Annotated in this window: 20 protein-coding genes; 18 read left to right on the top strand and 2 right to left on the bottom strand. The window is 40.9% G+C overall.

What is annotated here, in order from left to right:
* A complete protein-coding gene (locus J8L73_RS09160; RefSeq protein WP_211016457.1) occupies positions 1-606 on the bottom strand; it encodes a nucleoside triphosphate pyrophosphatase in 606 nt (201 codons plus the stop codon).
* Positions 607-737: 131 nt separating this feature from the next.
* Here J8L73_RS09160 and yceD point away from each other — a divergent pair, with 131 nt between their 5' ends.
* The 14 genes from yceD to J8L73_RS09090 all read left to right on the top strand — a co-directional run bounded on the left by yceD (position 738) and on the right by J8L73_RS09090 (position 12704).
* Positions 738-1262: a 23S rRNA accumulation protein YceD gene (yceD, locus tag J8L73_RS09155; RefSeq protein ID WP_058549707.1), complete on the top strand. Its 525-nt coding sequence runs from the start codon at positions 738-740 to the stop codon at positions 1260-1262.
* A 9-nt stretch (positions 1263-1271) separates the two neighbouring features.
* Positions 1272-1442: a 50S ribosomal protein L32 gene (gene rpmF / locus J8L73_RS09150; RefSeq protein WP_008109865.1), complete on the top strand. Its 171-nt coding sequence runs from the start codon at positions 1272-1274 to the stop codon at positions 1440-1442.
* A gap of 12 nt (positions 1443-1454) precedes the next feature.
* Positions 1455-2492 carry a phosphate acyltransferase PlsX gene (gene plsX / locus J8L73_RS09145; protein WP_211000504.1) on the top strand — a complete coding sequence of 346 codons (1038 nt, stop codon included), beginning with the start codon at positions 1455-1457 and terminating at the stop codon, positions 2490-2492.
* Between the two features lie 54 nt (positions 2493-2546).
* Complete coding sequence (gene fabD / locus J8L73_RS09140) at positions 2547-3473, top strand: ACP S-malonyltransferase (protein WP_211016455.1); 927 nt, start codon at positions 2547-2549, stop codon at positions 3471-3473.
* Between the two features lie 11 nt (positions 3474-3484).
* Positions 3485-4231: a 3-oxoacyl-ACP reductase FabG gene (gene fabG / locus J8L73_RS09135; RefSeq protein WP_211016453.1), complete on the top strand. Its 747-nt coding sequence runs from the start codon at positions 3485-3487 to the stop codon at positions 4229-4231.
* A 250-nt stretch (positions 4232-4481) separates the two neighbouring features.
* Positions 4482-4718, top strand: a complete 237-nt coding sequence (acpP, locus tag J8L73_RS09130; protein WP_002962377.1) for an acyl carrier protein — start codon at positions 4482-4484, stop codon at positions 4716-4718.
* 270 nt (positions 4719-4988) lie between these two features.
* Entirely contained in the window at positions 4989-6227 is a 1239-nt protein-coding gene (gene fabF, locus J8L73_RS09125) for a beta-ketoacyl-ACP synthase II (RefSeq protein WP_211016451.1), read from the top strand.
* Between the two features lie 58 nt (positions 6228-6285).
* On the top strand, positions 6286-7101 hold the full coding sequence (gene pabC / locus J8L73_RS09120) for an aminodeoxychorismate lyase (RefSeq protein ID WP_211016449.1): 816 nt from the start codon (positions 6286-6288) through the stop codon (positions 7099-7101).
* On the top strand, positions 7095-8081 hold the full coding sequence (gene mltG, locus J8L73_RS09115; RefSeq protein ID WP_211000508.1) for an endolytic transglycosylase MltG: 987 nt from the start codon (positions 7095-7097) through the stop codon (positions 8079-8081). Before pabC ends, mltG begins: the two co-directional genes overlap by 7 nt.
* Positions 8082-8088: 7 nt before the next feature.
* Positions 8089-8715, top strand: a complete 627-nt coding sequence (gene tmk / locus J8L73_RS09110; RefSeq protein ID WP_211016447.1) for a dTMP kinase — start codon at positions 8089-8091, stop codon at positions 8713-8715.
* A gap of 1 nt (position 8716) precedes the next feature.
* Positions 8717-9631, top strand: coding sequence for a DNA polymerase III subunit delta' (locus J8L73_RS09105; RefSeq protein ID WP_211016445.1), 915 nt, complete (start codon positions 8717-8719; stop codon positions 9629-9631).
* An 8-nt stretch (positions 9632-9639) separates the two neighbouring features.
* Positions 9640-9966, top strand: coding sequence for a PilZ domain-containing protein (locus J8L73_RS09100; RefSeq protein WP_058549716.1), 327 nt, complete (start codon positions 9640-9642; stop codon positions 9964-9966).
* Positions 9967-10063: 97 nt separating this feature from the next.
* Positions 10064-10843 (top strand): YchF/TatD family DNA exonuclease, encoded by a 780-nt coding sequence (locus J8L73_RS09095; protein ID WP_138683901.1) that lies wholly within the window; start codon positions 10064-10066, stop codon positions 10841-10843.
* A gap of 4 nt (positions 10844-10847) precedes the next feature.
* A complete protein-coding gene (locus tag J8L73_RS09090; RefSeq protein ID WP_211016443.1) occupies positions 10848-12704 on the top strand; it encodes an alkaline phosphatase D family protein in 1857 nt (618 codons plus the stop codon).
* A 185-nt stretch (positions 12705-12889) separates the two neighbouring features.
* On the opposite strand, the gene rsmF is transcribed toward J8L73_RS09090, so the two are convergent.
* A complete protein-coding gene (gene rsmF / locus J8L73_RS09085; RefSeq protein ID WP_211016441.1) occupies positions 12890-14341 on the bottom strand; it encodes a 16S rRNA (cytosine(1407)-C(5))-methyltransferase RsmF in 1452 nt (483 codons plus the stop codon).
* A 263-nt stretch (positions 14342-14604) separates the two neighbouring features.
* On the opposite strand from rsmF, the gene J8L73_RS09080 reads away from it, so the two are divergent.
* The 4 genes from J8L73_RS09080 (at position 14605) to acnD (ending at position 20164) form a co-directional block, all read left to right on the top strand.
* Positions 14605-15288 (top strand): GntR family transcriptional regulator, encoded by a 684-nt coding sequence (locus J8L73_RS09080; protein WP_211016439.1) that lies wholly within the window; start codon positions 14605-14607, stop codon positions 15286-15288.
* Between the two features lie 94 nt (positions 15289-15382).
* Positions 15383-16261, top strand: coding sequence for a methylisocitrate lyase (gene prpB / locus J8L73_RS09075; protein ID WP_211016437.1), 879 nt, complete (start codon positions 15383-15385; stop codon positions 16259-16261).
* A 48-nt stretch (positions 16262-16309) separates the two neighbouring features.
* Positions 16310-17437, top strand: a complete 1128-nt coding sequence (gene prpC / locus J8L73_RS09070) for a 2-methylcitrate synthase (protein WP_211016435.1) — start codon at positions 16310-16312, stop codon at positions 17435-17437.
* A gap of 117 nt (positions 17438-17554) precedes the next feature.
* The gene (gene acnD, locus J8L73_RS09065; RefSeq protein WP_211016434.1) at positions 17555-20164 is read left to right on the top strand and encodes a Fe/S-dependent 2-methylisocitrate dehydratase AcnD; all 2610 of its coding nucleotides are present in this window, start codon (positions 17555-17557) and stop codon (positions 20162-20164) included.
* The last annotated feature ends 1 nt before the right edge of the window (position 20165 follow it).

Raw genomic sequence — 20165 nt, 5'->3', positions numbered from 1 at the left:
TTAATTTGCTTGAGGTGTTTGAGTCGCTAATACATCAATACCAAACTCAGCTAATAATTGACTGAGTTTAATTAGCGGTAAGCCTATTAGGCTATTAGGATCGTCCCCATTTAATTTTTCAAATAAACAAATACCTAACCCTTCACTTTTAAAACTCCCTGCACAGTTATAGGGCTGCTCGGCATCGCAGTATGCTTCTATTTGCTCATGGGTGAGTGCTTTGAAAACAACTTCAAATGGTTCTATTACTGTTTTTATTTTATCTTCAGCAATATCGTAAACACAAAGGCCAGTTAAAAATGTTACAGTATTGGCGCTAAATAAAGATAACTGCTTTATGGCGTTTTGCTTATTATGTGGTTTACCTAAAATTTGATTATTAAACACGGCGACTTGGTCGGAGCCTATAGCTAAACCTTGGTCAAAGTGATTAATTGCAGCACGTGCTTTTAATTCACTTAAGCGTTTTACTAGCTGCTCAGGCGTTTCGTTTGCTTGTGGTGACTCGTCAATATCGGGCGAAAATGATTCAAATGGTAGATTAAATTTTTGTAATAAAGACTGCCTAAAAGGTGAGCTTGACGCTAATATAAGTGGGTACTTCATGAATTACTTTCCTAATGAAAATCAGTTTGAGTTAGGATAAATCAGATCCGTAAGTAAAACACGTGAAAAACTACCTGAAAATGGTTTTTTACTTTGACTAACCAATTAACTATCTATATGATGCAGCCCCTATGCAAAAGGTGAAAATTCCCATCACTCTTCATCCAGGCAAAGCAGCGCAGCACCGTTTATCGTATGACGGAATTGTACCGCTTGAAAAACTTACTCGTTTAGAGAAAGTTGTGCAGGAAGAAGTAGGTGAAATAGCGGTAAAAATTCATTGCAAAAACGACGACCAAGGTTTAGTTGTGATTCGCGGCAATTTGTCCACACACGTAACTGTCACTTGTCAACGTTGTAATGGTGATTTAGGGTTGGATTTGGTTCAAGATTTTGTTTGTTCGCCAGTAGGTGAAGATACAGATTTAGATATTTTTCCAGAAGACTACGATGAAGTAGCACTTGATGAAAATGGTGAAATTAACGTTTTTGATTTAATTGAAGACGAACTGATTTTAGCAATTCCATTAGTTGCCACTCACAACGAAGCTTCATGCAGTTATTCAGCAAAGCCTGCCAGCTTTGGTGTGTTAAAGGCGGAAGATGATAAACCTAATCCATTTGATATTTTGAAACAACTTAAGAAAGACTCTTAGGAGAAGACTATGGCTGTACAAAAAAGCAAAAAGTCTCGTGCAAGACGCGGCATGCGCCGTTCACACGATGCGATCAGTGGTCCAACTTTAACTGTAGACCAAACATCTGGTGAGACTCATCGTCGTCACCATGTGACTGCAGATGGTTACTACAAAGGCGTTCAAGTAATTTCTAACTAAGAGATTGCTTTTATGCTGACTAATCTAACCATAGCGTTAGATATGATGGGGGGCGATTATGGCCCCCGTTCATCTATCCCCGCTGCCGTTTGCGCAGTAAATGCTCATGCCAATTTAACGCTTATATTGTGCGGTAACGAGCAAGTAATACAAAAAGAACTCGACTCTCTCGATTCTTTATCTCACCCAAGACTCATTATTCGCCACTGTAGCGAAATAGTTACTAATGCCTGTGAACCTGCCATTGCTGTGCGTTCAAAAAAAGACTCTTCTATGCGTGTTGCCCTTGATTTAGTTAAATCAGGTGAGGCTCAAGCGTGTGTTAGCTCGGGTAATACCGGCGCATTATTTTTTATGGCGCATTATGTATTAAAAATGCTGCCAGGCGTTAAGCGTCCAGCATTAATATCTGCGGTGCCTACCGAGCAAGAAAACCCTGTTTATTTACTCGATTTAGGCGCAAATGTGCACTGCGATGCAGAAGTATTGTATCAGTTTGGCATTATGGGCTCAGTGGTTGCTGGGCAAGCTCTTGGCTGCGAAAACCCCAAAGTAAGTTTACTAAACATTGGTGCAGAAGATATAAAAGGCCATGAAGGTATTAAACAAGCCGCGCAACTTATGCAGCAAAGCCCCCATATTAATTACACTGGATACAGTGAAGGCAGTGATATTTTTTCAGGCAAGGCTGATGTAATCGTATGTGAAGGGTTTGTTGGCAACGTTGCATTAAAAACCTGTGAAGGTATTGCTAAACTTATTATGAATAAGTTTACAAAAGCCCTTGAAAAGCACTTGGTTTACAAATGCATGGCCTTTATTCTTAAGCCCGTTATAAAAAAACTCTATAATAGGGTGAACCCCGACCAGTATAACGGTGCTTCTCTGGTAGGATTGCGCGGTATTGTGGTTAAAAGCCATGGAAATGCATCAGCTAAAGCATTTCAAGCAGCAATCGATGAAGCGGTAAAGGAAGTTGAACGCCAACTTCCAGATAAAATAGCCGCAATTTTCGAAAAAACACATTCTAATGATACGGCGGCCAATTAAATTTTAGGTGCCGTATTAATTACCTATTTTTTGTTTAATTAAAAAGAGCAAAGTATGGCACAAAAAATTGCACTTCTATTTCCAGGTCAAGGCTCTCAAAGCGTTGGCATGTTGAGCGAGCTATTAGAAAGCTCAGATATTGTAAAAGCAACATTTGCAGAGGCGTCGAACGCATTAGGTTACGACCTTGCTGCGCTTGTGCTTAATGGCCCAGAAGAAAGCCTTAACCAAACTCACCGTACTCAACCTGCATTATTAACTGCAAGTGTGGCTATTTACCGCCATTGGTTAGGAGCAAATCCTGATGCAGAGATTGTAATGGCAGGGCACAGCTTAGGTGAATATTCGGCTTTAGTATGTAGTGACGTTGTAAGCTTAGGTGAAGCGGTAAGGCTTGTTGAAAACCGTGGTTTATATATGCAAGAAGCAGTACCTGCGGGTGTAGGCTCTATGGCTGCTATTATTGGTTTGGGTGATGATGAAATTAAAGCTGCCTGTGAGCAGTCGGCGCAAGGCGAAGTTGTTTCTCCAGTAAATTACAATTCACCAGGGCAAGTTGTTATTGCAGGGCATAAAGCAGCGGTAGATAGAGCATCGCAAGCATGTAAAGACGCAGGTGCAAAACGTGCACTACCTCTTAGTGTAAGCGTACCGTCGCATTGTGAGCTAATGAAACCAGCGGCAGAAAAACTGGCTAATGATTTAGCTGCTTTAACATTTAATACACCTAAATGTGATGTAATTAATAATGTTGATGTAAAAGCTGAAAATACAGCGGATGCAATTAAAGATGCATTGGTACGTCAGCTATACAGTCCAGTACGCTGGACAGAAACAGTACAAGCATTAGTTGCACAAGGTGTAACACAAAGCTATGAGTTTGGCCCAGGGAAAGTGTTAACCGGCCTTGCAAAACGAATTGATAAAGCAATGATTTGTGGTTCAGTAAATGATGCCGCGTCAATCGATGCTGCTAAATAAGAGTATATAAAATGTCTAATTTATTTTCTTTAGAGGGCAAAGTTGTCCTAATTACAGGTGCTAGCCGTGGTATTGGTAAAGCAATTGCAAATACACTTGTAGCACAAGGTGCAAAAGTAGCAGGTACTGCAACAAGTGAATCAGGCGCAGCTAAAATTAGTGAGTATTTAGCTGAAAACGGCAAAGGTTATGCATTAAACGTAACTGATCCTGCTTCGATTGAGACAACACTTGCCGCGATAAAAGCTGACTTTGGTGATGTTGATGTACTAGTAAATAATGCGGGTATTACTCGCGATAATTTATTAATGCGTATGAAAGATGGTGAGTGGGAGGATATTATCGACACTAATTTAAGTTCAATCTTTCGCTTATCAAAAGCAGTATTACGCCCAATGATGAAGAAAAAGAACGGTCGTATCATCAACATAGGTTCAGTTGTGGGCACTATGGGTAATGCAGGCCAAGCTAACTACGCTGCTGCAAAGGCAGGCGTAATTGGTTTTTCTAAATCACTTGCACGTGAAGTTGCATCTCGTGGAATTACAGTAAATGTAGTGGCACCTGGTTTTATACAAACTGATATGACTGATGATTTAACCGATGATCAAAAAGCAGCTACGCTTGCTAACGTACCTGCAGGTCGTTTAGGTCAGCCAGATGAGATTGCAGCAGCAGTGTGTTATTTAGCATCTGACGCAGCTGCGTACGTATCAGGCGAAACTTTGCATGTAAATGGCGCGATGTACATGGTTTAATAACCAACGTACTTACATTGACACTCAATTAAGTTAAGTAAGTTACCTCAAAAAGATTGAATTTTTTGTGATCTTGCTTTAAACATACTTGAAATCGCTGTGAAAATAAGCGATAAAAGACAAAACACACACTCAGAGGTTTGACCAGACAATTATTTATGGTCAAATCATTGAATCAGAGAATTATGCGGCGTAAACTACGCCGCAATCTGAAAATAACGCATTGGCGTTTTTAATAAAGGAAAGAAGAATGAGCGATATCCAAGAACGCGTAAAGAAAATTATCATTGAACAACTAGGTGTTAAAGAAGAAGAAGTTAAAAACGAATCTTCTTTCGTAGATGACCTAGGTGCAGATTCTCTTGATACTGTTGAACTAGTTATGGCTCTTGAAGAAGAGTTTGACACTGAGATCCCAGATGAAGAAGCTGAGAAGATCACTACAGTACAAACTGCTATCGATTACGTTACAGCTCACGCTGAGTAATTAATTGCAAGTTAAAGGCAGCATTCGCTGCCTTTAATTTTTATATCCAAACCACCTCAAAGTTCATGATTTAAACTCGCCTTTTTAATCCTTAGTACATGTATTTTAATAACACGTGCTTGATAGAGTTTGAGACTCGCACTTTGAGGTCGCTTGGGTATGAATTCCCTTTGTAATACCAATAGATTTAAACTTAGTAAGTTAAACGGCTTACTTAAATAATAATATTTTAATCAATTGGTGAAAAATATCCCTTATTGGAGGCAAACCGTGGCTAAACGTCGAGTCGTCGTAACTGGCTTAGGAATGTTGACGCCGCTAGGTAATGATGTTCAATCAACCTGGCAAGGCTTATTAGATGGTAAAAGTGGTATTCAAACAATCACACACTTTGATACATCAAAATTTGGTACTAAATTCGCTGGTTTAATCAATGACTTTGATGCAACTGCATACATGTCAGCAAAAGATACCAAAAAAATGGACTTGTTTATTCAGTACGGTATTGCGGCGGGTGTTCAAGCCTTTAACGATTCAGGTCTTGAAATCACAGAACAAAACGCAACACGTATTGGTGTAGCAGTTGGCTCAGGTATTGGTGGTCTTACACTTATTGAAGAAAACCATATCAAGTTGCTAAACAGTGGCCCGCGTAAGCTTTCTCCATTTTACGTACCTTCTACCATCATAAATATGATCTCGGGTCATTTATCAATGATGCATGGGCTTCGCGGTCCTAATATCTCTATTGTTACAGCCTGTACTACAGGTTTGCATAATATCGGCCATGCAGCGCGCATGATTGCTTACGGCGACGCCGATGCAATGGTTGCCGGCGGTGCTGAAAAAGCGTGTACACCAATTGGTATGGGCGGCTTTAATGCAGCACGTGCTCTATCTACACGTAACGACGACCCACAAGCCGCGTCTCGTCCGTGGGATAAAGACCGCGATGGGTTTGTACTTTCAGACGGTGCGGGTGTTGTTGTAGTTGAAGAATACGAGCACGCTAAAGCACGTGGCGCTAAAATTTATGCAGAACTGGTTGGTTTTGGCATGAGTGGCGACGCATACCACATGACCTCACCACCAGAAGACGGTGCAGGGGCTGCACTTGCTATGCAAAATGCATTAAACGATGCGCAAGTAAACGCAGAGCAAGTTGGTTATATCAACGCACACGGTACATCTACCAATGCTGGCGATAAAGCAGAGACCGCAGCTGTTAAATCTATTTTTGGCAATGCCGCTAAAGATGTAATGGTAGGCTCATCTAAATCAATGATGGGTCACTTATTAGGTGCTGCAGGTTCGGTTGAATCGATTATTTCTATTTTATCGTTAACGGATCAAAAAGTGTCGCCAACCATTAACCTTGATAATCCAGATGAGGGCTGTGATCTAGATTACATAGCTCATACCGCACGAGATGCAAAGCTAGACTTTGCCTTATGTAACTCATTTGGTTTTGGCGGTACCAATGGCTCGTTGCTATTTAAAAAGGTATAATCTTTTTAACAACGAACCAAATTATAAAAGCTCAGTTGTTTAACTGGGCTTTTTTTATATGCCAACACACATGCAAACAATCATAACAACAGATCAAAATAGTACCTTAAGCACACAAGATAGAGGCTTAAATTACGGTGATGGTTTTTTTACTACAGCTAAAGTTGTTGATGGTAAAGTACAATACTGGGCTTACCATAAAGCACGTTTAACTGAATGCGCGCAAAGGCTTGGCTTTCCTAATATTAATTTTATTGAGCTAGAAGAGCACATAGGCAATTACATTCAATCATGTAAACTAAATGTGCTTAAAATTGTGGTTACTCGCGGTGAAGGCGGGCGGGGCTATAATCTACCAGCAAAGTGTAATTTAACTATTTTACTTAGTGTTGCTGCCTATCCCCAACATTATTTGAACTTACATCAAGTTGGTGTAAACCTAGCAATAAGCCCTATTAAGTTAGCGGCGCAGCCTTTACTTGCTGGCCTTAAAACTCTTAACCGTTTAGAGCAAGTACTAATAAAAAAAGCAATGCAAAGTCAACACTGCGACGATGTTATAGTGCTTGATTACAATAACAATGTAATTGAAGCCTCAGCGGCTAATATATTTGCGATTAAAGACCAACGTATTTTTACACCACAGCTTGACGAGTGCGGGATCAAAGGGGTTTATCTACAATCGTTATGTGATAAATTAACTGTCGAATTTAAAGTGGTTAGCATCGCAGATTTAATAGAGGCAGACGCAGTATTTATTTGTAATAGCTTAATGGCGGTCATACCGGTTAAAAGCATTGAGTCGCGTATATTTGATGTATCAAAAAGTCAGTTGCTATTAAAAGAATTATTAGCCAAGGAGGCTAAGTGTTAAAAGTTATTTTATCGGTAGTATTACTTGCCATTGTTACCACAATTGTAGGATATCAGCAGTTACAAGCGACTATAACAAGCCCTTTATTAGTCTCTACGAATACCCATTTTGAAGTGAAAAAAGGTACAGGTTTTAACCAGTTGTGCAAACAATGGCAAGTTAAAGGCTGGGTTGAAGACTGCTTGCGGTATCAAGTCGTTGCTAAGTTAGATCCCACCCTGACTGATTTAAAAGCTGGGCTCTATGAACTCACTTCAGATAGTGTGATCAATAATATAAAAAAAATTAATCAAGGAGAGCAAGTCAGCTTTAGTTTTACCATTATTGAAGGGCAAAACTTACGTGAAGTGCTAAACACTGTTAAAACAGCAACTAACCTACAAAACGATTTAAAAGATGATGCGCTAAGTATGCAAATCCTCGACAGTGATATGTATTTAGAAGGCTGGCTATTCCCAGATACTTATCACTATCATAATAACGACACAGCAAGCAGTGTATTAAAACGTGCAGCGCAAAAAATGCAGCAAGTGCTAGATGATGCATGGCAAAAACGCAGTGACGATTTACCTTACGATACAGCCTATAAAGCGTTGATAATGGCCTCAATAATAGAAAAAGAAACCGGCCTTGCCAGCGAGCGCCCATTAATAGCCTCAGCCTTTGTAAATAGATTAAATACGAATATGCGCCTGCAAACCGATCCTACTGTCATATACGGAATAGGCGCTGATTTTGATGGTGATATTAAAAGTAAAGATTTACGCGATTACACGCCATATAACACGTATCGTATTAATGGCTTGCCGCCAACACCGATAGCAATGCCATCTAAAGCTGCTATTTTAGCCGCAGTGAACCCGCCGCAAAGTGACTATGTATACTTTGTATCAAAAGGCGATGGTAGTCATCAATTTTCAACCACATTAAAGCAGCACAATGTGGCAGTTAACACTTATATATTAAATAAAAAGAACTAACTTTTTTATGAAACCAAAATTTATAGTAATAGAAGGCCTTGAAGGCGCGGGTAAATCAACAGCGATTTCGCTATGCCAAGACTTTTTAAATAAGCAAAAAATAGACTTTATCAATGTTCGTGAACCAGGTGGCACACCATTAGCTGAATCATTACGTACGCTTGTAAAAGCTGAACACAAAGAAGAAATCGCTTTTGAAACTGAGCTTCTTATTATGTATGCGGCGCGCTCGCAGCTTATGCATAACGTAATTAACCCGGCCCTTGATAAAGGCCAGTGGGTACTTGCAGATCGCCACGATTTATCGTCTCAGGCATATCAAGGTGGAGGACGTGGTATTAGCGCTAATACACTAGCCTCACTTTCGTCTATGGTATTAAAAGGGTTAAAACCCGATTTAACTATATATCTTGATATAGACCCAGTAATTGGCCTTGAGCGTGCTAAAGGACGTGGCGAGCTTGATAGAATCGAGCAAGAAGCCATTGAGTTTTTTCAGCGTACGCGTATGCGTTATATTGAGCTTGCAAATGACGACAATACAATAAAAACAGTAGATGCAAATCAAAGTATCGATAAAGTACATCGCAATATAACTAACGTGCTACATACGTTTTTTGAAGGCTTAAAATAATATGGCATTGCCATGGCTACATGATACACAAGCTCGCTTAGCGCAAAGCTTTCGTGCAAATCGATTTCATCATGCGCAATTATTTTGTGGGCCTGTAGGCGTAGGTAAATTTGCACTTAGTGATGAGCTTGCCAATGCACTTTTATGTCAAAATATTAATCAGCAAACAACGTCTGATAGTAGTTTACTCAAGCCTTGTGGGCATTGTAAAAGCTGCTCATTAACACTTGCGGGTAATCACCCTGATAAGCGGTTAACGCAAGTTGATGGCCAAAGTATTGGTGTAGATGATATACGCGGTATTAGTGATTTTATGAATCATTCAGCGGCGCAAAATGGTAATAAAGTCGCGATTATTGAAAACTGTGAAAAAATGACGGTTGCTGCGGCTAATGCATTATTAAAAACGCTTGAAGAACCAACCAATAGCCGCTTTTTAATCTTAACAACAAGTCAGCAAGCTCAGTTGCCAGCCACTATTTTAAGCCGCTGTGCTAAAAGTGAGGTAAAAGTAACAAATACAGCACTTGCAGAGCAATGGCTACAAACGTTAGAAATCCCGCATTATAATTGGCTTACTCTTTTTTATAACCAACCACTACAAATAAAAAAGTGGCAAGAGCAAGAACAGTTAAATAATATTGATACACTTTATAAGTTTGCAACTGACTTTAAACAAAGCCATAATTTCAATGCGTTAGTCGATATAATAAATAAGCAGCCAGAGCTAGTACGCATATTTACGCTGTTTTTAAGTGAGCAGTTAAAGCAGCAGCTTTTACAAGGGATGAGTTTTGACTCTTATCAAAATGCACAGCATGCATTAGCGGAGTTTTTACAAAATAATATTCAAGTACTTGGCCTTAATTTACCGCTTGCTGTATCGCGATTAGCATACACGTTACGCAATCAATAGGATTTATCATGCAAGAGCTTTTAGTAGATATAGATGATTTAGATGAGTTGTATAGTTGTTACATGCCTTATTTAAAAAAAGGTGGCCTATTTGTGCGTACTAACATGCGTTACGAAGTAGGGCACTCTTTGGCGCTTCGTGTAACGTTACCCGATGCCCTAGAGGACGACGTAGTAACGGGCAAGGTTGCGTGGATCACCCCGCAAGGTGCGCAGAGCTCTAATCCACCAGGGATAGGCATTAGCTTTTTAGATGATAAAACAAACTTAAATGCTAAAATCGAAAAGCTATTAGGGACTATGTTAAACTCCGGTAATCCTACGTATACCATGTAGTTTTAAGCATATATAAGTTTATTCCATTTCAACTTTATTGAGCTGTTAGTGCTCTTTAATAAGTAACTTAAAACCAAAAAACAATACAGGCCATATAGTGATTGTAGATTCTCATTGCCATTTAGATCGTCTTGATTTTGATAAACTAGATTTAAACCTTGACCAAGTGCTGGATAAAGCACGTGCAAAGCAAGTTGAACACTTCTTATGCGTGAGTGTAACGCTTGACCAATTCCCAAGCATGCTTGATAAAATAAAACACTACGATGATGTTTCAGCTTCATGTGGTGTACACCCGCTTGATCAAAAAGACGCGCTTAACAAACAGCAATTAATCGATTTAGCTTCGCACCAAAAAGTGGTCGCTATTGGCGAAACGGGGCTTGATTACTACTACTCAAAAGATACGCATGCAGTTCAACAAGCAAGTTTTGTTGGCCACATAGAAGTAGCAAACGAATTACAAAAGCCTTTAATAATCCATACTCGCGATGCGCGAGAAGATACAATCAATTTAATGCGAGAACATAAAGCAGAAAATTGCGGTGGCGTACTGCATTGCTTCACAGAAGATTGGGATATGGCAAAAAAAGCGATTGATATGGGCTTTTATATTTCAATATCGGGTATTGTTACTTTTAAAAATGCAGTTGAACTTAAAGAAGTAGTAAAACAAATTCCACTTGATAGGTTACTTATCGAGACTGACTCGCCGTATTTAGCGCCTGTCCCATACCGAGGCAAAACAAATCAGCCAGCCTATGTTGAAGATGTAGCCTATTACATTAGCGAGCTTAAAGGCATTAGCTTTAACGAGCTTGCTAAAGCGACTACCGATAACTTCTACTCTTTATTTAAATTAGCAGCTAAAGGCTAACTACATGATTACTGATACGGTGCTACTTCCTATTTTATTGATGGGGCCAATGGTGCGCCGTGCAGAGCAAACGGGTGTGTGTATTCAGTTTGCCACTTCTAAACCCGCTACCTGCCAAATAAACGTCCTTGAACTTGACTGCTACAGTGAGCAACAAACGGTAGCTTTAGGTGAGCACTTATATTTACACTTTGTAATTATAAAACCGGCAAGTACTATATTCCCGCTTGATAGCCTATTAAGCTACGAACTTATTATAGATGGCAGCTTAGTTGATTTATCCCCTTGGTGTTATTCAAGCCAAACTGCACCTGCATTTGTAATACCTAATAAACTTACAAATATACTACATGGCTCGTGCCGTAATGCGCACCACCCAGCAAAAGACAGTTTGGTGTCTGCAAGCGAGTGGCAAAATACACAGCGCGATAATAACCAAGGCGCTCAGCTTTTATTATTAAGCGGTGATCAGGTTTATGCTGATGACGTGGCGGGCCCCATGTTATTAGTTATTCACCAGTTAATTGACGTTTTGGGTATTTATAAAGAGCAAACCTTAGCGCTTAATCTGCCAGATGATATTAACGATCAGCTTTATAATCGCCATTTATATTTACCAAAAACACCTTGGCAAAAGCGTCCTAAACTGGGTGTTGGCTATTGGCTTAGAAAAGACGAGCCGCATTTCTCTAGTGTAAAAGCCTACAACCACCTCATTCACTTTGAAGAGTACATTGCTCTCTATTTACTAAATTTTAGTGCATTAGCTTGGCAATGTGTAAATATTAAAGAAGCGAGTTACTTAGGTGAAAATTCAAAAAATCAGACCATTTTTAATACCGAAAAAACAGCGCTGATTGAGTATGCGAAAGGTCTAAACGAAGTAGAGCGGTTATTCGCTAATGTATCTACGTTAATGATATTTGATGATCATGATGTAACCGACGATTGGAACCTCACCGCAGGGTGGGAGCAAGCTATTAATCAAAACCCGTGCAGTAAGCGCATTATTAATAATGGCTTAATTAGCTATTGGCTATTCCAAGGAATGGGGAATGACGCACTAATAAAAACAGGTGAGCTATTAACGCCTTTTAAGCAAAGTAAATCTGCTAATAATGTTTGGCAGCTCCAAGCGTTTGATAAACTTTTAAATAATTTTAATTATTGGCACTACGAGTTAACAACAATACCTAAAGTTGTTGTGCTAGATACCCGCACACACCGATGGCGTAATGAGAGTAACTTTAATGAGCCTTCAGGGTTGCTCGACTGGGAAAGACTCACAGAGCTTGAAGAGAGCTTACTAAGCCACGATAAAGTGATTATTGTATCACCAGCCCCCGTTTTTGGTGTTAAATCAATTGAGGCAATACAAGCTGTGTTTAACATGTGCGGCCAACCGCTTATGGTTGATGTAGAAAACTGGATGGCTCACGAGGGCTCAGCTAAAAAATTACTCGATACCTTTAGACGAACCGATACCCCAAACGAGACACTTATTCTATCGGGCGATGTACATTACTCGTTTTGTTTTTCGGTGCAAAAACGTTTTGGTGATCACCCCAACCGAATATGGCAACTCACCGCCAGTGGAATTAAAAACGAATTTCCGCGTAAGCTAATTAACGTACTCGATAAGCTTGATTCAATTTTATACGGACCTAAAAGCCCGCTTAACTTTTTTACCAAACGCTGGCACATGGAAGTAGATAAACACCAAACCAAAGGCGAAGGTCAAAAGTATCTAGTAAGCGACTCCGCCATTAGTTTAATCACCCTAGAGCAGGGCGATTTAACGCGCTACCAATTAATCCATGGCGACGGCCATTTGACTGAGTTTAATTTAGAAGATAAATAAAAATGCCCAGAGCCATTTTGATGAGCTCTGGGCTACAAATGACTCTAAGTTGAGCCTTGCGCTAACTAAATGCACTTTCGTAATTCCTAGGGAGAAGAAAGTATTTAAAAGTTTAGTCAAGCTATTTAGAATTGCATAACTAAATCTGCCATTTTGTTACATTTTGCAACAAAATATTAGATTGATTATGCCCAGCTTATTAACTGAGTGTTTTGCACGAGATCCCGTGGTAAAGAGTTTTTGATCTTATTTTTTTGCCATTTACCTAGCCCAACAGGGCAACCACACAGCGTTAACACCACTTCACCTATTGTTTTAGTTACTTCAGTTAAACGTATATCTTTACCTTGAAAATAATCATTTGCTTGCTCGTTTGATAGAGCGTGCGTATTGCTTTTACATTCGCTCCCAAAAACGGTGGCAAATTCGTGAGTAAGCCTTACGCCATTTTTATGGATTATACCTATTTGAATACCTAAACGTGCGTACTTGATTTTATTTTGTACGGTTTCAAACCCGTCAGGAAATAACCACAGCTCTTTATCGCGTTGCATTAACTTACCTGGTAGTGTTTTTAACCCAAAATGCTTTTTAATCGATTGCATAAACGCGGCACTGTTTTTTTTATCAAACTCGCTAAACGGGAACGCACCTTTTTTAACAGTCTGGTTTGGGTTAATACAGCTTGCGTGTTTTTTAAATTTAGCAATAAAAAAGCCTTCGCTATCGAACGTTTGCGGCCATACATGTAAGTATCCCTCGGCGGTGGTGGCTTTTTCTGCGCCTTCAAATAAATCACTAAGCGATTGCGGCTCAATGTAGTCGCCAAATTCACTTAATAGGTAGTCGCATACTTGTTGGTTTTCGAGTGGAGTGAGCGTACAGGTTGAATACACCAGCGTACCGCCTGGTTTTAATGCGTAAAAGGCGCTTTTAATTAAGTCTTTTTGTACTTGAGCTATTTCTATATTTGATTCTATTGACCAGTTTTTAAGTGCGTCGGCATCTTTTCGCACTGTTCCTTCGCCTGAGCAGGGCGCGTCTAGCAAAATGCTATCAAAGCATTCAAACATGTAGTTACCAAATATAACGCCATCAAAATGCGAGAGTGCACAGTTACTTACACCCATACGTTTAAGCGTTGCGCTCAGTACTTTTAAGCGAGACGACGAAAGCTCGTTGGCAACAAGCACGCCTTGGTTATTCATAAGAGCGGCAAGTTGTGAGGTTTTAGAGCCAGGTGCTGATGCCATATCAAGCACATAGTTATTTTGTGAGTCTAAGCTTTCAATACTTTGCTTAAGTGCCATAGGCGGAAGCATTGAGCTTGCCTCTTGCACATACATGGCCCCACTTAGGTGTAAGTCGGTATTACCTAATGCTAAATTTTGTTCTTCATCGCTTGGGCGTTCTAGCCAAAAACCCTCACTACACCAAGGTATAGGTGTAAGTTGCCAGTTTTTTTGTTGCGCAAGTTTTAAAAATTCTTCAATCGTTATTTTTAATGTATTTACACGAATAGATTTTCTGAGAGGGCGACGACACGCATTTATAAAATCGTCTAAATGTAGATGCGCTGGTAAGTAGGTTTTTACGTCGTCAATAAAATGCTCAGGGATATAAGTGTTGGCGTTCACGGGTGGCTCGTACATTAAAAATAAAGCGTGATATTAGCACTTTTAAAGTGTTTTTTCAGAGTTAAATATTGAATTTGTTTGTTGATGATGTGTCGACACTTTGTGGCTTTAGTGCATTTTTAGTGTGTTTAAATGCGACTTTAGATTAACGGTGTCGACAATGGGTGTGTTTTTTACTCATTTAGGTAGGGCTAAGGGTTGACAAGGTTTTTTATTAAGCACATAGTTAACTTACCAATTGTCGACAATTTATTTATGAAACCATGACACAACCTTTTTTAAACGATACACCTATTACTACAGCATCTGATCAAGTGTTTGTAGATATGCGCCGCGAAATAGTAGAGGGCAGCATAGAGCAAGGCAGCAAAATATCAGAGCCGGAGCTTGCAAAGCGCTACGGTGTAAGCCGTGCCACACTTAGAGAAGCATTAAATCGTTTAGAAAGCTGTTACTTAGTGGAGCGTAAAGCCAACGTGGGCTGCCGCGTAGTTGCGCTTACAGCAGAACGTTTAATTGAAGTATACCAAGTACGAAGTTCCCTTGAAGGGTTAGCATGTAGACTTGCTGCCGACAATATGGAACCCGAAGAAGTTAAAGGCTTAAAGCAATTACTTAATCAGCATTTGCAAACACAACGTGTAAAAGAGGGCGAATCGTACTATCAAGAGGCAGGCGATTTAGACTTTCATTATCGCATTATTAAAGGCAGTAAAAACGCACACTTAATACATTTGTTATGTAACGGGCTTTATCAATTAATTCGTATGTACCGCGTTCAAATGGGTATGGTGGGGCCGCGTGTATCTAAAGCGTTTGACGAGCACTTAGCCATTATTAACGCGATAGAAAACCATGATGGTGAACTTGCCGAAATGCTGATGAAGCGACACATAAGTGCATCGCAAGCCAATATTCAAACCAAATTTGATTTTTTAGCGAAGTAGAGAGCATAAGCTGCTTCGCTACCAAAACAGCCAAAATTAAGATTAAAACTATAAGTTACTCCATGTAGCAACCGTTCAAAGTGAGGAGAAAGTAATGTCAGCAGGATTAAAATTTAAACAGGCTATTGCTAATAACCGCCCATTGCAGGTAGTGGGTACTATTAATGCCTACACAGCCATGATGGCTGAAAAAATGGGCCATCAAGCTATTTACCTCTCTGGTGCTGGTGTGGCAAATGCCTCTTTTGGTATGCCTGATTTAGGTATGACTAGCCTTGATAACGTACTTGAAGATATTCGCCGTATAACTGGTGCCAGCGATTTACCATTACTTGTTGATGCCGATACAGGGTGGGGCGGCGCGTTTAATATTGCGCGTACCGTTAAAGAAATGACCAAAGCAGGCGCGGCGGGTTTTCATATTGAAGACCAAGTAGCGCAAAAGCGTTGTGGCCATCGCCCTAATAAAGAAATTGTAAGCCAAGGTGAAATGGTTGACCGCATTAAAGCGGCGGTTGATGCAAAAACCGATAGCGACTTTTACATTATGGCCCGCACCGATGCGTTTCAAAAAGAAGGCTTAAGTGCTGCGATAGACCGCGCAGCCGCCTGCGTTGAAGCCGGTGCTGACGCTATTTTTGCAGAAGCCGTACACGACCTTGCTGATTATCAAGCATTTGCAAAAGCGATTAACGTTCCAATTTTGGCAAACATTACTGAATTTGGTCAAACACCTATTTACACAAAAGAGCAGCTAAGTGATGTAGGCGTTGAAATGGTGCTTTACCCATTAAGTGCATTTAGAGCCATGAATAAAGCCGCGCTTAACGTGTACTCTGCCATTTTAAATGAAGGTTCTCAGCAAAGCCAAATCGAGAACATGCAAACACGCGCTGAGCTTTACGACTTTTTAGATTACCACACATACGAAAACACACTTGATAACCTTTTTTCATCAAAATCTGACAAATAATAACTATTAAAATAAAAATCACACACAAATTTAAGATAGGAGAAGATCATGGTAGATAAAGCATTAGGCGGTGCAGGCTTACGCGGCCAAGTAGCAGGGCAAACAGCATTATGTACAGTAGGGCAAACAGGCTCTGGTTTAACGTATTGTGGTTACGATATTAGCGAACTTGCCGAAAAAGCACAGTTTGAAGAAGTGTCTTTTTTACTTTCGCGCGGCGAGCTACCAACAGCCAGTGAACTGGCTGAATATAAAGCAAAATTAAAAAGTTTACGTGGCCTGCCAGATGCACTAAAAACCGTGCTTGAAAATATTCCTAAAGACGCGCACCCAATGGATGTTATGCGTACCGGTTGCTCCATGCTGGGTAACCTAGAAATGGAACTTGATTTTAGCAAAGCAAACGATGCTATTGACCGTATGGTTGCGGTGTTCCCAAGCATTATTTGTTATTGGTACCGCTTTACACATGATGGCGTTCGCATTGAAACACAAACTGATGATGACTCAGTTGGCGCGCATTTTTTAAATTTATTACACGACAAAGCACCGAGTGAGCTTTCTGCCCAAGTAATGAATGTGTCGCTAATTTTATACGCAGAGCATGAGTTTAACGCCTCTACCTTTACGGGGCGTGTATGTGCATCTACTTTGTCTGATATCCATTCTTGTGTAACGGGCGCTATTGGCACGCTACGTGGGCCACTTCATGGTGGTGCAAACGAAGCCGCTATGGATATGATTCAAAACTTTACAAGTGCAGAGCACGCCGAGCAAGAAGTTATGGGCATGTTAGAGCGTAAAGATAAAATAATGGGTTTTGGCCACGCTATTTATCGCGAGTCAGATCCGCGTAACGTAATTATTAAAAAATTCTCTGAAAAACTAGCGGCTGAGGTGGGCGATGATGTGCTTTACCCGGTTTCTGTTCGTTGTGAAGAGGTTATGTGGCGCGAGAAAAAACTGTTTTGTAATGCCGATTTTTTCCATGCATCGGCGTATCACTTTATGGATATTCCAACCAAATTGTTTACGCCAATATTTGTTATGAGCCGTGTTACAGGCTGGACTGCACATGTTAAAGAGCAACGTGCTAATAACCGTATTATTCGCCCAAGTGCAGATTACACAGGGCCAGAGGCACGCAGCTACATGCCAATTGAATCAAGAGGCTGATTAGTTACGCATAATACCAATCCGCAATAATACTTAATTAAGCGGATTGGTATAGGGTGAGCAACAAGCTCACGTTTTCGTCTTTTACTTCCCGTCACTTATTAGCGAACATGTATTATGACCATAATTAATAACACCCAATACCGAAAACCATTGCCCGGCTCAAATATAGATTACTACGACACGCAAGCTGCGGTAGATGCAATAAAGCCAGGCGCTTATGCCACATTGCCTTACACATCGCGCGTACTTGCCGAAAACTTAGTGCGCCGCTGTGAGCCTGATATGCTAACCGATGCGCTTGAACAGCTTATTGAGCGCAAACAAGATTTAGATTTTCCGTGGTATCCGGCGCGCGTGGTGTGCCATGATATTTTAGGCCAAACTGCATTAGTTGATTTAGCAGGCCTGCGCGATGCCATTGCTGCAAAAGGTGGGGATCCTGCAAAAGTAAATCCGGTTGTGCCAACACAGCTGATTGTTGATCACTCATTAGCGGTTGAGCACGCAGGCTTTGATCCTGAAGCATTTGAAAAAAACCGTGCAATAGAAGATAGACGCAACGATGACCGTTTTCATTTTATAAACTGGACTAAAACCGCCTTTAAAAATATTGATGTTATACCGCCAGGTAACGGCATTATGCATCAAATTAATCTTGAGAAAATGTCGCCTGTTATTCAAAACCGCGATGGCATTGCATTCCCCGATACCTTAGTAGGTACCGACAGCCACACCCCGCATGTTGATGCACTTGGCGTAATTGCTGTAGGTGTAGGTGGGCTTGAAGCCGAAAGCGTAATGCTTGGCCGTGCCTCGTACATGCGCCTACCAGACATTGTAGGTGTTGAGCTTACAGGCACTCGCCAACCCGGCATTACCGCCACCGACATTGTGCTGGCTATTACCGAGTTTTTACGCGCTCAACGTGTAGTATCAACCTACTTAGAATTTTACGGAGAAGGCGCCGATGCACTCACCCTTGGCGACAGGGCAACTATTTCAAACATGACGCCAGAATTTGGTGCCACTGCGGCCATGTTTTATATAGATGACAAAACAATAGATTATTTGCGTTTAACAGGACGAGATGAAGAGCAAATAGCGCTTGTAGAAAACTACGCTAAAACGGCAGGCCTTTGGAGCGATAGTTTAAAAACCGCAAAGTATGAGCGTGTTTTGACCTTTGATTTATCAAGCGTTGGACGCAATATTGCTGGGCCTTCAAATCCGCATCGCCGTGTATCAACGAGCGATTTAGCAAAAAAAGGTATATCAGGCAAGGTTGAAAACGAGGAAGGCTTAATGCCAGATGGCGCGTGTATTATTGCGGCTATTACCAGTTGTACTAACACCAGTAACCCACGAAATGTAATTGCTGCAGGGCTTATTGCTCGTAATGCAAATGCTAAAGGCTTAATGCGTAAACCGTGGGTTAAAACATCTCTAGCGCCTGGTTCTAAAGCGGTGCAATCTTACCTTGAAGAGGCAAACTTACTCCCTGAACTTGAAAAGCTCGGTTTCGGTATTGTGGGTTTTGCTTGTACTACCTGTAACGGCATGAGCGGCGCATTAGACCCTGTTATTCAAAAAGAAGTAATCGATCGCGATTTATACGTAACAGCGGTACTTTCGGGCAATCGTAACTTTGATGGGCGTATTCATCCGTATGCTAAGCAAGCATTTTTAGCGTCACCGCCATTAGTGGTGGCTTATGCTATTGCGGGTACTATTCGTTTTGATATTGAAAAAGATAGTTTAGGGCAAGATCAAAACGGCGACGATATAACGCTAAAAGATTTATGGCCAAGCGATGAAGAAATAGACGAAGTAATAAAACAAAGCGTAAAGCCAGAGCAATTTAAAAAAGTGTACGAGCCTATGTTTGATTTAACCGTAGATTACGGTGAAGACAACGATCCACTTTATAACTGGCGCGAGCAAAGCACGTATATTCGCCGCCCGCCATACTGGGAAGGCGCTCTTGCAGGTGAGCGTACCATGACCGGCATGCGCGCACTTGCTGTACTTGGCGATAACATTACAACAGATCATTTATCACCATCAAACGCAATTATGGCAAGCAGTGCGGCGGGTGAATACTTAACTAAAATGAATGTCCCAGAAGAGGACTTTAACTCGTACGCAACGCACCGAGGCGATCACTTAACAGCGCAGCGTGCGACATTTGCAAACCCTAAATTGTTAAACGAAATGGTGCTTGATGAAAACGGCGAAGTTAAACAAGGTTCATACACGCGTTTAGAGCCTCAAGGTACAAATACCCGTATGTGGGAGGCAATCGAGACTTACATGAAACGTAAACAGCCACTAATCATTGTAGCGGGTGCCGATTATGGCCAAGGCTCATCTCGCGATTGGGCTGCAAAAGGCGTAAGGCTTGCAGGCGTTGAAGTGATAGCCGCAGAAGGATTTGAGCGCATACACCGTACTAACTTAATTGGCATGGGTGTATTACCGCTTGAATTTAAACCAGGCACTACCCGTAAAACCCTTAACATTGATGGTAGCGAAAGCTTTGATGTTAAAGGCGAACCAACACCTAGCGCGACCATTGATTTAGTGATTACGCGTAAAAGTGGTGAGGTGCTAATTGTACCGATGAAGTGCCGCCTTGATACCCAAGAAGAGCTTTCTATTTACGCCGCTGGCGGTGTACTACAGCGTTTTGCACAAGACTTTTTAGAAGCAACGCAATCAGCATAAG

The organism is Pseudoalteromonas sp. MMG006, from assembly GCF_018101025.1.
Taxonomy (GTDB): Bacteria; Pseudomonadota; Gammaproteobacteria; order Enterobacterales; family Alteromonadaceae; genus Pseudoalteromonas.
This window is presented reverse-complemented; position numbering and strand designations above follow the sequence as displayed.